Genomic DNA, 15,374 nt, shown 5'->3' with positions numbered 1-15,374 from the left:
TTAATTATCCTTTCTGGTTGCTTCTAAATAGTTTTGCAAGATTAAAACAGCAGCCATTTGGTCAATAACTTTTTTTCGTTCAACACGATCATGGACGCCAGCTTCCTCGACTAAAATTCGATCAGCTTGTACTGTTGTAAGACGTTCATCTATGTAATAAACAGGTAGGTCAAATTTCTCTTTTAAGCGCTTACCATACTGTTTACTTCTTTCTACTGAATGTCCGCTACTACCATCCATATTTTTAGGTAAGCCTAAAACAAAGCCTTCAACATCATATTTACGTACAATTCTTCTAATCTGACGCAGACCAAAGCTAAACTTGCTTTCGTCAATCTTAATTGTTTCAAGCTCTTGAGCGGTAATTCCCAAAGGGTCACTGATTGCAACACCAACAGTCTTAGAGCCAACATCAAGTCCAAGTAATCGCATTATTTATTTTTACCTAAATAACTCTTAACCAATTCCTCAATAATTTCATCACGTTCATGTTTCAAGATCAAATTACGGGCATCATTATGCCGAGGAATATATGCAGGGTCGCCTGAAAGTAAGTAACCAACAATTTGATTAATTGGGCTATAGCCTTTCTCCTCAAGTGCATTGTATACGTCTTGTAGAGTATCGTATACATTCTTACCCTTATTTTGGTTAAAGTCAAAATGCATTGTTTTATCTAGCGAACTCATAATAAAATTCCTCCTATTCTTCTTAATTTTACTTGAAATATCGAACGAACTCAATTAATTTTGTTTTTCTTCAACTTCTTGTAACACTTTAGCGATAGCATCTTTTAATCCTGCTGGATTCTTACCACCGGCTTGTGCCATATTTGGACGGCCACCACCGCCACCACCAAAGATTGGAGCAGCAGTTTTAATCAAATCGCCAGCCTTAAGTCCTGCTTTAATAGCCTTATCATCTAGGCTAATTACCATATTAGCTTTACCATTCACTTCAGCAGCTAAGACTAAAACATCAGATTTATTGCTGCTCTTCCAGTTGTCAGCAAGTTCACGCAAATCATTCATGCCTTCAACATCAGCTTGCGCAGCAATTACAGTTAAATCTTTAACTTGCTTAATGTCATTAAAGAGATCGCCAGCTTTTGCCTTATTAATTTGAGCCTTTAATTGTTCAGCTTCTTTTTGGCTTGCACGTAGATCATCTTCGATAGAAGAAATCTTATTAACCACGTCTTCAGCCTTAGTTGCCTTAACTTCATCTTGAACTTCTTTTAAGATTTCGTCACGGTCTGTTACATACTTGTAAGCTTCTGGACCGGTAACAGCGATAATTCTACGAGTACCAGCACCGACAGCAGACTCAGAAACAATCTTAAGCATACCGATTTGATCAGTATTTTCACAGTGTGTACCACCACAAAATTCAGTGGAGAAGTCATCGATTTGCACAACACGAACTGTGTCACCGTATTTTTCACCAAATAATGCTAAGGCGCCCATCTTTAAACCAGTATCTGGGTCAGTAACAGTGGTCTTGACTGGAATTTCTTCCCAAATCTTTTCGTTAACTAGCTTTTCAACACTAGCAATTTCTTTCTTAGTCATTGGCTCTAAGCTTGTAAAGTCAAAACGTAAGTAATCTGGTTCAACTAAAGATCCAGCTTGGTGAGTATGAGTACCTAAAACTTCACGTAAAGCTGCATGCAATAAGTGAGTAGCAGTATGGTTATGTTTTAAGCCACGACGACGTTTTTGATCAACTTTCAAGACATATTCTTGTCCCTTTTCAAGTGGCAAAATAACATCTACAAAGTGCAAGTTTTGATCATTTGGTGCATGTTGTACATCAGTTACACGAGCAACTAATTCACCATTTTGGTTCAAAATTTCACCGTGATCAGCAACTTGTCCACCACGCTCTGCGTAAAATGGAGTTTTATCAAAGATTAAAGTTGCATGTTCACCATCTGCCTTATCAACTAACTTGTCATCAACAACAATATCAATTAATTTGGCATTCTTTTCTTCTAAAGTACCATATTCAAATTCACTCTTATCTTTGATATTCATCAAAGTAACATCTTGTGAACCCATTGATTGCAAGTTACCACGAGCTTTACGAGCACGTTCCTTTTGAGCTTTCATTTCCTCATCAAAGCCCTTTTTATCAATCTTAAGACCTGCATCTTGAGCAGCTTCAAAAGTTAGTTCATATGGGAAGCCGTAAGTATCGAATAACTTGAAAGCATCTTTACCAGAAATAGTCTTATCATCACTCTTCTTAGCTTCAGCAATGATGTTATCAAGCAAGTTTAGACCAGATGAAAGAGTTACTTGGAATCTTTCTTCTTCATTCTTAATTACTTTTTGAATGAATGCTTGTTGGTCGACAACTTCTGGATAGTGGCTCTTCATAATTTCACCAACTACAGGCACTAATTTGTACAAGAATGCACCCTTAATACCTAAACGTTGGCCGTTTAAGTCAGCACGTCTAATTAAACGACGTAAAACATATCCACGTCCTGAGTTTGAAGGAAGTGCACCATCAGCAATCGCAAAACTTACTGCACGAACATGGTCAGCAATAATCTTAAATGCAATATCATCTTCTTTATTTGTGGCATATTTCTTGCCGTCACTTAACTTTTCAGTTTCCTTAATGATTGGCATAAATAAGTCAGTTTCGAAGTTAGTTGGAGCATCCTGAATAATTGATACTACACGTTCTAATCCCATACCGGTATCAATGTTTTTATGTGGTTGGTCAACATATTTACCATTTGGTAAGTGGTTAAATTGTGAAAATACGATGTTCCAAATTTCAAGATAGCGAGCGTTTTCTCCACCTGGAAAGTTTTCTGGGTCATCTTCAGCCACATCGTTATTTTCTTGACCGCGATCATAGAAAATCTCTGAGTCAGGACCACATGGACCTTCACCAATATCCCAGAAGTTGTCTTCCAGCTTAACAATATGGTCTTCAGGTAAACCAACAACATCGTGCCACATGTGGTATGCTTCAGTATCCTTAGGGTAAACAGTTACGTAAAGCTTATCTGGATCAAGACCTAACCATTTTGGACTAGTTAAAAATTCCCAAGCCCAAGGAATAACTTCTTTTTTAAAGTAATCCCCAACTGAGAAGTTACCAAGCATTTCAAAGAAAGTTTGGTGACGAGCGGTTTTACCAACATTCTCAATATCGTTAGTTCTAATTGATTTTTGAGAAGAAGTAATTCGGTGATTCTTAGGAACAACAGAACCATCGAAATATTTCTTCATTGTAGCAACACCCGAGTTAATCCATAACAAGGTTGGATCATCTTGTGGAATTAATGATGCACTTTGCATAACCATGTGGCCATGCTCTTTAAAAAAGTCCAAGAACATTTGACGTACTTGTGAACTAGTCAATTGTTTCATAAAAAGTTCTCCTACAAATATAAAAAACACTATTGCATAAAACAAGGACGCTCCCAGCGCGGTACCACCTTGATTGCAACAGTGTTTGTTACCTCTTTAAATATTTATTTCTCTAATTAACTTAGGTAGCATTACTAAATATTTTCTAGACCTTCTCACCAAGCAGTCCTCTCTTTGAAAAAAACACTTTAATAATATGTCCTAAACGTGCTTTATTTTACTACAAATTTTCTAGTTGTCAAAATTACTACGTGCTTGCTCACGTTCACGCTTACGTTTACGCTTTGCTTTTCGAATTTGATGACGTTCTTCAAGCTTGCGTTTTTGCTGACGATCTTTTTGAATGGCCTGCTTAATCTTCTTCTTGTAGCCCGGTTTTACTTTTTTCTTGGTTTTCTTAACCATACCGATCATACGGTTATCAAGTTTATGGCTGCGCGTTTGACGATTATCTCTTCGGTGATAGTGAGTTCTTTCAACTAATTCATCATTTCTAAGATCTTTAAAGTCAAAATGAATACCCAATTTTTCTAAGTCTTCAATCTGACTCATTTCATCATCATAGATTAAGGTAATGGCATGTCCTTCAAGTCCGTTTCTGCCTGTTCGACCAATCCGGTGAATTACAAACTCTAAATCCTTTGGGATTTCATAGTTAACTACTAAGCTAACGCCAGGTACATCAATTCCGCGAGCAGCTAAGTCACTAGCTACCACATATTGATATTGTCCTTCTCTAACTTGACGAATAATTCTCTTTCGTTCGCGTTCAGTAATTCCACCATGAATTTTTGCCACTTTAAGGCCTTGTTCTTCAAGGTAGTCAGTTAATTCATCAACAGTCTTTTTCGTATTAGCAAAAACAAGAGCTAAATATGGTTGTCCCATTGTTAATAACTTATACAAAATTGATTTCTTATCTCTTGACCCTACGTCAATTAAATCATTTTGAATCGTTGGTGCAATAATTGCCGGATTATCAATAACGATAAATTCTGGCTTTGACATGTACTTTCTTAAAAAGTTTTCGAGCTTAACAGGGATCGTGGCTGAAAATGCACCTAAGACTGCTTTTTTGTCCAGCTTAGACATAATTTCATCCATTTGACCTAAAAAGCCCATGTCTAAAGTCATGTCAGCTTCATCAATAATAAAGGCCTTTACATTCTCCAAGTTAATAAATTTTTTGGATGCAAAATCATGTAAGCGACCTGGTGTTGCAATGATTAATTGCGGAGCTCTGCTTTCTGCCTTCTCAATTTGGCGATTACGGTCATTTCCACCGCCTAAATATTCAATTGAAATATTTAAACCACTAGCATCCCTTAATTGACGTGCAACTTTATACAATTGATTTGCCAATTCACGACTCGGTGCAGTAACGATTGCTTGTGTTACTGGTGCGCTCTCATCAATCATATTCAAAATTGGTATTAAATAAGCATGCGTCTTTCCGGATCCAGTTGCAGCTTGCACTACAACATTCTTTTTATTTAAAAGTGCAGGGATAACCGAAGACTGCACTTTAGTTGGTTTCGTAAAATTAATTTTTTCTAATCCAGCTTGTAATTCTGGCCGGATTTTTTCATTTTTAAATATACTACTTGTTTGTGCCATGTTCTTCTTTATACTTCTTTGTTACTTCTACTACTTCATTAAAGACTTGCTTTACTTCATCCATGTCTTTTGCATTAGCTCCAGATGCTAGTGCGTGTCCACCACCATCGTGCTTTTCGGCTAAATGATTAATAACCGGGCCCTTTGAACGATAATGAACGCGGAAAGTTCCATCTGGCTTTTCTACAAATACATTCCAAGCTAAAACATCTTTAATTCGACCAGGAGTTGAAACAGCAACATTTGCTTGATCATCAGTTAATCCCAGTTTCTTCAAATCATCTTGCATCAAAATTGTGTAAGCTGCTCCAACTGGATCAATTTCCATCTTATCCATTGCCCAAGCCTGTAATTTTGCTTCATCAAAAGTAACATCCGCAATTTCTCTAGCAATATCGGTAATATTAATTCCAGTTTTAGTTAATTCAGCTGCAACATCAAAAGTATGAGCTGAAGTTTCAGGATACATAAATCTTCCAGTATCACCTACAATACCTGCATATAAAGCCGCTGCAACTTCCTTAGTAATTGGTAAGTTCTCTGCTTTTAAGAAATCAAAAATAATCTCAGAAGCAGCTGGTGCATCTGGATCAACGTAGCTCATATCTGCGTATGGATCTACATCTGGGTGGTGGTCAATCTTAATTAAAAGATCTCCCTTGTCATAGTTTTTATTAGAAATACGAGGCGTATTTGCAGTATCTGTTGTAATAACTAAAGCACCCTTGTAGTCTTCTGGCTTAACTTCATCCATCTTGTTAATCCAAATTAAGTCACCTTCATCATTTTCACCAGCACAAAGGATCTTTTTATCAGGGAAAGCCAATCTCAAAGATCTAGCCAAACCAGCTTGAGAACCAATTGCGTCTGGATCTGGGCTAGTATGACGGTGCAAAATAATTGTTGGATATTCTTTTATCTTTTCATAAATTTCATCAAAAGTTGCCATTAATTCTCTCTCCTAAATTTTTCTTTTTATTTTATCATTACTCATTATCAAAAATTTCTAGCGATATATTCTCAACGGGATGCTCTTCAAAATCAGTGACCGTAAGGCCTAAAAGCCGGATTCCAGTTGAAAGCATGCTTTTCTCTGCTGCAAACAAAGCACGCCCAGTATCGTAGATAACAATTTTATCATTAGTGCCCTGCTTTAGCTTCCTTCTTTTAGTAATTGTCTTAAAATTAGCATCGCGTACTTTTAAGACGACGCAATTTGCAAGAAAGTGGCGCTCTTTTAGGCTTTTTTCAAGTTCGCCACTATAAGAACGTAACTTTGTTAAAGCAGTATTTTCATTAAATAGATTTTGATTAAAAGTACGTTCAATACCGATTGACTTTCGATTTCTTTCTGAATCAGTCACGACACTTCTTAAGTCAATACCATGGGCATGCTGAGCCATGAGATAACCCATTCGATTAAATTTTTTAATTAAAATATCGGTTGAAATTTCTCTTAGCTCAGCTCCGGTATAAACTCCCATCTCTGCCAATTTTTCTTCTGTCTTTGGCCCAATACCAGGGAAGTTCTTTATCGGTTGTTTTGCTAAGAAATCGAGAGCCGTTTCTGATTTAATTACAGTTCTACCAAAAGGTTTTGCATATTCTGACCCCATCTTAGCTAAAAACTTGTTATAAGATACACCAAATGAACTAGTTAGACCAACTTTTTGATAGATTCGTTCCTGAAGTAAAGCGGCAATACGAACTGGATCGGTTAAATTAAGCTTATTTTCAGTAACATCTAAATATGCTTCATCTAATGCAACCGATTCTACTCGATCAGTTATCTTATGCATCAATTGATGAATTTTAGCTGATACAGCGCGATACTTTTCAAAATTTGGTTGAATAATTACTAACTTCTCTGCTGGTATTAATCTCACTGCCTTGGCCGTAGGCATGGCTGAATGGGCTCCATAACGCCGAGCAATATAATTGGCTGTTGCCACAACACCATGACCCTTATTTTTATTAGGATCTCCACCAATCAAGACTGCCTTATCTCTAATGTTAGGGTTATCTCGCATTTCTACTGAAGCATAGAAGGCATCCATATCAATATGAATAATCTTACGACTAGTATTGTTCTTAGGTAGTAAATCCATTAACGGTAAATCCAGTGTTCGCTATCTTTTTCAAAAATATGATTACTTGATTCCGTACCGAACTTACCACTTGGATATTGTTCAAGCTGCTTAACATCTTTATTTTCATCTTGCCAAGCATTTTCAACTGCATCAACGAACTTCCAATATTGCTTCAATTCTGACCAATGAGTAAAGTTAGTTCTATCTGCTACAAACACATCATGAAGCAATCGTTCGTAGCCATCTGGAACTTGCTCCATTTCTTCCTTAGAAAACTTATAGCTAAGGTTTTCTCTTCTTAACCCTTCAGAGATAATCTTCTTTCCATTAATTGTGAAGTAGATTTCACTAATCGGATCAATAATAATTGAGATATTATTTGAATGTGCACTACCGTATAAATTATTCATATGGTGAAGAACAATATCAATGCGAGAAACCTTATCCTTCATCTTCTTACCAGTTCTAAAGTAAATTGGTACATCAGCTACTGGACCCTTTTTGAATTTAACTTCTCCAGCCACAAATGTTTCTACTTTAGAATCCGGTGCAACTTGATCAGCCTTTGAATATTCTACTTCATTATCATCAGCCAAATATTGTCCCCGTGAAAAATGCTTTTTAACCATTTCTGGAGTTGGAATTACTAGGCTATCTAATAATTCTTGTTTAGCTTGGTGAATATGGTCTGAATCAAGTCCTTTAGGCTCAGGCATAGCTAAAAGTGTAATAATTTGGAAAATATGGTTTTGAACCATATCACGTAAAGCACCTGATGTTTCGTAGTAACCACCACGAGTTCCTACTCCTAGACTTTCTGCTAAAGTTACTTGCATATTTGCGATATAGTCATTATTCCAGATATTCTTAACAATTGGATTAGTCATTCTTAGAGGCATAATATTTTGAACCATTTCTTTTCCAAGATAGTGGTCAATTCGATATACCGACTCTTCATCAAAACTTTCGCCAATTTCTCGGTTTAACTTTTCTGCTGAAGCTAAATCATGACCAAATGGCTTTTCAATTACTAAACGGTTAAAGCCGCTACCAAGCAATTTTTGATCATTAATATGAGTAGCAATTGTACCAAAAAATCTTGGTGCCATAGCCATGTAGAAAATTCGATTTCCTTGTGCTTGATATTTTTCATCAAGTTTAGCTGCTAATTCCTTTAAGGCAATGTAGTGGCCAATATCAGTTACATCGTGAGACTGGTAATAAAAATGTGAAGCGAATTCTTTTGCTTCTTTTTCATCAAAGTTGTCACAGCTTTCTTTAACAGCTTCAACTACTTGTTCTTGCAAATATTCATGGCTCCAAGGTCTTCTAGCTGTACCAATTACAGCAAAATGATCATGAATTAAACCTTTTTGATACAAATTAAATAAGGCTGGATAAAGCTTTCTATGAGCTAAATCTCCGGAGCCACCAAAAATAATCATAACAACTGGAATATTTTTCATTCTAACTACCTACTTAATAAAAATTAACTTTACCAATTCTATTTTACAATACTAGTCATGACAATAAAAAAATAAAAAACGTCCGCAAGGACGTTTTTTATTTATCTTCTGAATTAGTGTTTTCAGTTGTATCAGTAGCTTTTTCTTCTGGCTTACTGTCTTTTTCAACAGTCTTTTCTTCGGTTTCAACTTTTTCTTCTTTAGCTTCATTAGCCTTAAGGTCTTGTGCAGGAGCTGCAGCAGTTGGAAGAACACGACGAATAGCCATTCTTTCAAATGTTAAAAAGATTCCGTCTGCATCAATAACGACAGTCTTATCACTATCATTAATTGAATCAACTTTACCATGAAGACCATCAACCATAATTACTTGGTCGCCCTTCTTAAGTTCAGACATCATCTTCATACGTTCTTGTTGTTGCTTCTTTTGTGGCTTGATCATTGAGAAATAGAAGAAAACAAAAATTGCAATCATTGCAATGATCATAAAAATATTATTCATACCAGCAGCACTTTGTGCTAAGAAAAATGTATTCAAAGTATTACACCTCATTATTTTTATTAATTAACTTTCAAATAATAATTATACCGTATTTTTAGCTTAACTAAAAACTTACTTTTCATCTTTTGGTGGATAACCTAATTGCAGATAAGCTTTTTGTGTAACGCTTCTGCCTCGAGGAGTTCGAGTAATAAACCCTTTTTGTAGTAAATATGGTTCATATACTTCTTCAATTGTATCTGTATCTTCCCCTACATTAGCTGCAATTGTCTTAATTCCAACTGGACCTCCGCCATAGTTTTCAATCATCATTCTTAAAAGTTTCCGGTCAGTCTGATCTAGTCCTTCATCGTCAACTTCTAACAAATGCAGTGAGTGCTTAGTTGTTACTAAAGAAATAGCTTCTTCACCTTTTACTTCAGCAAAATCACGAACACGTTTAAGCAAACGGTTAGCAACACGAGGAGTTCCACGAGAGCGACGCGCTAATTCAATTGCAGCTTCAGGATCAATCTTTGTATTAAAAACTACACTAGATCTTTGTATTATTTTTTCTAAATCTTCAACAGAATAGTACTGCATGTGTTCAATAATTCCAAAACGATCTCTTAGCGGTGCAGACAATTGACCTGCTCTAGTGGTTGCTCCAATTAAGGTAAAAGGAGGTAGCGGTACATGGACTGCATGCGTTGTTTGACCTTCTCCAACAACAATATCGATATAAAAATCTTCCATTGCTGAATAGAGAACCTCTTCCACCGGTTTAGCTAAACGGTGGATCTCATCAATAAACAAAACATCCCCCGGATTCAATTCTGAAAGTAGCGCTACTAAGTCTCCAGCCTTTTCAATTGCTGGTCCGGATGTACTCTTTAAATGAACTCCCATTTCATTAGCAATTACAAAGGCTAATGTAGTCTTACCTAATCCAGGAGGTCCATATAAAAGAACATGATCTAAGGCTTCATCACGCTGTTTTGCTGCCTGAATGTAGATTTTCATCTCACTTTTAACTTTATCTTGCCCAATATATTGAGCAAGTAGTTGCGGACGCAGCGACAATTCGATTGTTTCATCTTCTTCACTGCTTTCTGCTCCTATAATTCGTTCTTCATCATTCACATTTTTCACTTCCCTATCATCAATTAATTTCTAAATTTTATTTCTTAAGTAGTAAAGCTAATGCTTCCTTAACATAACCATCAGCAGTATTTTCAGGTAATTTTGCTAATTTTGGCGTAATTCGATCAACTTCTTTTTGGGTATAACCAAGCGCTACTAAGGCAAGTAAAGCATCTTGCAAACTTGGAGTAAGATCGGCAGCAGCAGTTGATTTTTTTACATAATCGCCTAGTTTTCCCTTCAAGTCTAAGACAATCTGAGAAGCAGTCTTTTTTCCTACTCCTGGGAAACGAGTTAAGTATTTTACTTCACCATTTTGAATTGCACTAGCCAAAGAATCAGTGTCTTCAGCAGCCATAATTGCCACAGCAGACTTAGGTCCAATTCCTGAAACACTTAGTAATTTTAAAAATAATTCTTTATCTTCTAAAGATAAAAAACCATATAGAGTAATTCCCGTATCTCTTACAACTTGCTCAACGTAAATTGTTGCAGGTTGATTTTCATCATAACTATAAGGAGTGGGACAAAGAATCTTATAGCCAACTCCATTTACATCTAGAACGATATAAGCTGGATCAATTTTTGTTACTATTCCTTTGAGATATTCAAACATTTTACCTACTCATCTTTTTTAAACATCTTGTTAAGATCATTTTCGCTTAACTGGATAATAATTATTCTCCCCTCAAAATCTTGATAAGGATCACTGCTACTTCTTAAATTCTTTAACAACTCTTGTGCTTCAACTGGATTGAGCACTCTTCTTCTAGCACTTTGACGCATAGTTATTTCGCCGGCAATTTGCGCTTTAAGCTTAGAGGTATCATGCTCAGTTTGATTTAAATATAAGTCCAAAATCATCTGGACATTTTTTTCAACATCAGGCTGAAGCCAAATAGGATATGTTCTCAAGATCAGGCTATTTTGACCAAAATCTTCTAAAAATAAACCAAACTCTTGAAGATTTTCTAGATTTTCTTTTAATTTTAAATAATCAACATTGCTAAAGTCCAAAATTAAGGGGCTAAGAAGACCTTGCTGAGAAATATTTTCACTATTTAAATCTTGAAGAATTTGATCATAAGCTAAACGACGATATGCGTTAACTTGATCAATTAAATAGAGATCTTCCTCATTATGAGCAATCAAGTAAGACTTAGTTTGTCCCATATAAGTCAATTCAGGTAGATTGTTAGCTAAAATCTCATCCCCAGATGAGATAATACTATCATCTTTTCCTTGAATATCTTTTTCTTCATCAAAAGGACTCAATTGTACTTGCTGATTTACATTGTCATCCCAAGTTGACGTAATCACATATTTATCATCATTACGCACCTGATCTAAGCTAACAAAATTAGCAGCCGTTTCATGCACTTCGGCACTTTGGTCTGCTTCAACCTGCGGAGTAAATTCAACAGGACGAGCTGTATTAACTACATCTTTATTTAAGTTGAATTTCAATTGATCAACATTAGTCGATTTTTTAGGCGTTAATAAATTATTTAGCCCTGAATCAATCTGATTATTTTGCTCGAGTGCTTCAGAAATACTGGTAGTTAATAGACGCTCTAACTCTTGCTCCTTTGACAAACGCACTTCTTGCTTAGTTGGATGAACATTGACATCAACTAAAAGAGGATCAAGCTCAATTTTTACTACTGCAATCGGATAACGACGCGGTCTTAATTTATTGCCATAGCCAGCCATAATTGCTTGGGTTAAACGGTAGTTTTTGATATAGCGTCCATTTAACAATAAGGAAATAGAGTTACGGTTTGATCGAGTAGTATTAGGGTCAGAAATTAGGCCGCTAATCTTAAAGTCAGGACTGTTTCCCTTAAGGACGTCCATTTTTTCAGCAAGCGGACGACCATAAATATTAGCTATGTCTTGCCTTAAATCATCACGTCCATTGGTTTTTAACAAGATTTTCCCATTATTGGTTAACGTAAACGAAACATCTGGATGTCCTAAAGCCAAGCGGTTAACAATATCAACAATTTTTAAAATTTCAGTTCTTTCAGAGCGCAAATATTTTAAACGAGCTGGCGTGTTAAAAAATAAGTCGCTAACTGTAATTTTGGTTCCCTTTGGTGAAGCGGCATCTTCTTGAAGCTTCTTTTCACTACCTGAAAAGATCGCACGGACGCCACCTAAATTATCATTGCTTGTAGTTACTTCTACGTGCGAAACTGCTGCAATTGAGGCTAAAGCTTCTCCGCGAAATCCTAAAGTAGAAATATTAAATAGGTCCCGTTCAGTCGCAATCTTACTAGTTGCATGACGAGTAAAGGCTAAATCAATTTGATCTTTAGCAATTCCGCTACCATTATCTTGAACTGTAATTTGTTTTAAACCAGCATCAATAAAGTCAATTCTAATTCGCTTGCTTCCTGCATCAAGAGAATTTTCACATAATTCTTTTACAACACTCGCTGGTCTTTCAATAACTTCACCAGCTGCAATTTGATTAGTTAATTCAGGCGAAAGTTCATGAATTTTACTCATGATTCTCAGTCCTTATCTTTCAATTCCTGCTGCCACTGAGCCACTAATTCCATCACTTGGAGCGGTGTCTTGTCAGCAAGATACACATTTTGAATCTCATCTAATACATCTTTTTCATCATCTGAAATTGCTGGTACACTCGCTTCTTCAGGAACAAAGAGATCAAGTTGTTCACTAGCTGGTTGCAATTCACTTGCGCCTTGCTTTTCTAACCGCTTAAGCATTGTTGTTGCTTCACGCAAAACCTTGTGTGGTAAGCCTGCTAATTGAGCAACATGAATACCATAAGATTGATCGGCAGGTCCTGGAAGAATCTTGTGTAAGAAAATTAACTTTCCATTTTCTTCTGTTGCTCCTACATGAATATTCTTCAAATGCTTGAGCGTTTGATCTAAATCGGTTAATTCATGGTAGTGTGTAGCAAACAAGGCCTTTGCGCCAACCTTATCATGAAGGTACTTAACAATTGCACCAGCAAGTGCCATTCCGTCATAAGTAGCTGTACCTCGGCCAATTTCATCAAACAAAACTAGCGATCGCTTAGTTGCATGTTGCAAAGCGTCGTTTGCTTCGCTCATTTCTACCATAAAAGTACTCTGACCAGAAATCAAATCATCTGCTGCACCAATTCGGGTAAAAATTTGATCAAAAATTGGTAAAGTTGCACTATCAGCTGGAACAAACGAACCAATCTGCGCCATGATTGCTATTAAAGCCATCTGACGCATATAGGTTGATTTACCAGACATATTTGGTCCCGTAATCAAGAAAATATTAGTATCTTGATCCATCTTCACGTCATTTGGGATGTAGCTACCAGCGGTCATAACTTGTTCAACAACTGGGTGACGGCCATTGACTACATTGATTTCTTGTTTATCAGTCACAAAGTTAGGACGAACATAGTTATTTTGTTCACTGACTGTCGCAAAATTAGTTAAAACATCTAGACTTGCGATTTGTTTAGCTAGTTTTTGCAAGGCGGGGATGTACTTTTTAACATCTTCTCTCAGCTTTACAAATAAGTCATATTCTAAACCAGTTGATTTTGCTTCAGCTTCTAAAATTAAAGCTTCATGTTCCTTTAGATCAGGCGTAATGTAACGTTCTGCATTAGTTAGGGTCTGCTTTCTAGTGTAGCGATCAGTTGGCACCTTGCTCTTGTTGGAATTTGTAACTTCAATATAGTAGCCAAAAACTTTGTTATAACCAACTTTTAGATTATTGATTCCAGTTACTTCACGTTCATGACTCTCCATTTCAGATAGCCACTTCTTACCATTATTCATGGCGTCTCGATAGCGGTCTAATTGTTCTGAAACGCCTTCTCTAATTAATCCACCTTCAGTCGTTGGAAGCGGTGGATTATCCACAATAGTGTTGACAATTAGGTCATGAATTCCTTTTAGTGGGTCAATTTGTTTTGCAAAATTTTGCAGATGTGGATTATTTGTTTCAAGCAGTGAATTCAAAATTTTAGGAATTGCACCTAAAGAATGCGCTAATTGAAGCATTTCACGTGCATTAACTGAACCAAAAGCAATTCGACCTGTTAATCTTTCTAAGTCATACACACCCTTTAAGCTGTCGATAACTTTTTCACGGGTAAAGTAATCATCAAGAAGGGCTTGAACCATTTCTTGACGACGTGTAATTTCTGTAACTGAAAGAAGTGGTCGCTCAATCCAAGATTTTAATAAACGTCCACCCATAGCAGTACTAGTCTTATCTAAAAGCCAGAATAAAGAACCCATCTTCTTAGATGTTTTAGCTGACTTAATTAACTCTAAGTTAGTTTGAACCGTGTGAGACATCTGCAAGTATTGCGTTGGTTCGTAGCTTTGAGCAACTTGCAGGTGGGCTAAACTACGCTTTTGGGTTGAAAGAAGATATGCAACTAATTGCTTAGTAGCTTTAATTTCAGCATCATTAGTTAAATTTTGAGCTACGTAAGAAATTTCTGCATGTTCGCCATCAACTTCAACAGGTTCAGAAACAGTAATGTTAGCCTTCTTCAAAAAATCCTTATTTAAGTCAGTTAAGTGGCCGTTATATACAACTTCTCGTGTTTGAAGTGACAATAATTCGTTTGCTACTCCTTCAAAGTCAGCTAGATGAGTGGAAAAAGTTTCCCCAGTGGATAAGTCACTGTAGGCTAAACCAAAGCCAGAATTTGTAGAAATAACAGAAGTTAAATAGTTACTGTCTTTTGCTTGATCTGGCCGCTCTTGCATCATGGTACCTGGCGTAATTAATTGAATAATTCCGCGTTTAACCATCCCTTTAGCTTTTTTCGGATCTTCAAGTTGTTCACAAAGTGCTACTTTATAGCCCTTTTCTACTAAAGTATTAACGTAAGTATCCACAGCTAAATGAGGCACGCCTGCCATTGGAATTGGATTTTTAGTTTTATTTGAACGATGAGTTAAGGTTAATTCTAGAATTTGTGCACCTTTGATTGCATCATCTTCAAATAATTCATAGAAATCACCCACACGATAAAACAAAAACGCATCGGGATATTGTTCCTTAATTTCGTAATATTGCTTCATCATTGGTGTCGTATCTTTTTTTGCCATTCGTTACCAAATATCCTTTCTTCCAAAAACCTATGTTCTATTATAACGTAAAAATCACTTAAAAATGTTAACTCTTGAGGTGCAAAAAAATT

Annotated in this window: 12 protein-coding genes; all 12 read right to left on the bottom strand. The window is 36.3% G+C overall.

Translation table 11 applies throughout. From position 1 onward, the window contains the following. The 12 genes from ruvX to mutS all read right to left on the bottom strand — a co-directional run bounded on the left by ruvX (position 1) and on the right by mutS (position 15,282). On the bottom strand, positions 1 to 432 hold the full coding sequence (ruvX, locus tag Q9R40_RS04040) for a Holliday junction resolvase RuvX (protein ID WP_297937562.1): 432 nt from the start codon (positions 430 to 432) through the stop codon (positions 1 to 3). Then, positions 432 to 689, bottom strand: a complete 258-nt coding sequence (locus Q9R40_RS04035; protein ID WP_003647717.1) for an IreB family regulatory phosphoprotein — start codon at positions 687 to 689, stop codon at positions 432 to 434. Before Q9R40_RS04035 ends, ruvX begins: the two co-directional genes overlap by 1 nt. A gap of 54 nt (positions 690 to 743) precedes the next feature. After that, on the bottom strand, positions 744 to 3,392 hold the full coding sequence (gene alaS / locus Q9R40_RS04030; RefSeq protein WP_297937564.1) for an alanine--tRNA ligase: 2,649 nt from the start codon (positions 3,390 to 3,392) through the stop codon (positions 744 to 746). 231 nt (positions 3,393 to 3,623) lie between these two features. After that, complete coding sequence (locus Q9R40_RS04025; RefSeq protein WP_300723285.1) at positions 3,624 to 5,009, bottom strand: DEAD/DEAH box helicase; 1,386 nt, start codon at positions 5,007 to 5,009, stop codon at positions 3,624 to 3,626. Further along, positions 4,993 to 5,958 carry a bifunctional oligoribonuclease/PAP phosphatase NrnA gene (locus Q9R40_RS04020; protein ID WP_304676429.1) on the bottom strand — a complete coding sequence of 322 codons (966 nt, stop codon included), beginning with the start codon at positions 5,956 to 5,958 and terminating at the stop codon, positions 4,993 to 4,995. Before Q9R40_RS04020 ends, Q9R40_RS04025 begins: the two co-directional genes overlap by 17 nt. 37 nt (positions 5,959 to 5,995) lie before the next feature. Continuing rightward, complete coding sequence (gene dinB, locus Q9R40_RS04015) at positions 5,996 to 7,117, bottom strand: DNA polymerase IV (RefSeq protein ID WP_304676428.1); 1,122 nt, start codon at positions 7,115 to 7,117, stop codon at positions 5,996 to 5,998. Further along, the gene (gene zwf / locus Q9R40_RS04010; RefSeq protein WP_304676427.1) at positions 7,117 to 8,565 is read right to left on the bottom strand and encodes a glucose-6-phosphate dehydrogenase; all 1,449 of its coding nucleotides are present in this window, start codon (positions 8,563 to 8,565) and stop codon (positions 7,117 to 7,119) included. The genes dinB and zwf overlap by 1 nt, the downstream gene beginning before the upstream one ends. A 97-nt stretch (positions 8,566 to 8,662) precedes the next feature. Beyond that, on the bottom strand, positions 8,663 to 9,118 hold the full coding sequence (gene yajC, locus Q9R40_RS04005) for a preprotein translocase subunit YajC (protein WP_086874680.1): 456 nt from the start codon (positions 9,116 to 9,118) through the stop codon (positions 8,663 to 8,665). Positions 9,119 to 9,178: 60 nt separating this feature from the next. Then, a complete protein-coding gene (ruvB, locus tag Q9R40_RS04000; RefSeq protein WP_297937574.1) occupies positions 9,179 to 10,198 on the bottom strand; it encodes a Holliday junction branch migration DNA helicase RuvB in 1,020 nt (339 codons plus the stop codon). Between the two features lie 28 nt (positions 10,199 to 10,226). Continuing rightward, positions 10,227 to 10,805, bottom strand: coding sequence for a Holliday junction branch migration protein RuvA (ruvA, locus tag Q9R40_RS03995; protein ID WP_011161604.1), 579 nt, complete (start codon positions 10,803 to 10,805; stop codon positions 10,227 to 10,229). 5 nt (positions 10,806 to 10,810) lie between these two features. Further along, positions 10,811 to 12,703, bottom strand: coding sequence for a DNA mismatch repair endonuclease MutL (gene mutL / locus Q9R40_RS03990; RefSeq protein WP_304676426.1), 1,893 nt, complete (start codon positions 12,701 to 12,703; stop codon positions 10,811 to 10,813). Positions 12,704 to 12,708: 5 nt separating this feature from the next. Next, entirely contained in the window at positions 12,709 to 15,282 is a 2,574-nt protein-coding gene (gene mutS, locus Q9R40_RS03985) for a DNA mismatch repair protein MutS (RefSeq protein WP_304676425.1), read from the bottom strand. Positions 15,283 to 15,374: the final 92 nt, after the last annotated feature.

The organism is uncultured Lactobacillus sp. (assembly GCF_948948975.1).
Lineage (GTDB): Bacteria > Bacillota > Bacilli > Lactobacillales > Lactobacillaceae > Lactobacillus.
Note: the sequence above shows the minus strand (reverse complement) of the source record. Positions and strands in the feature narration are given on the sequence as shown.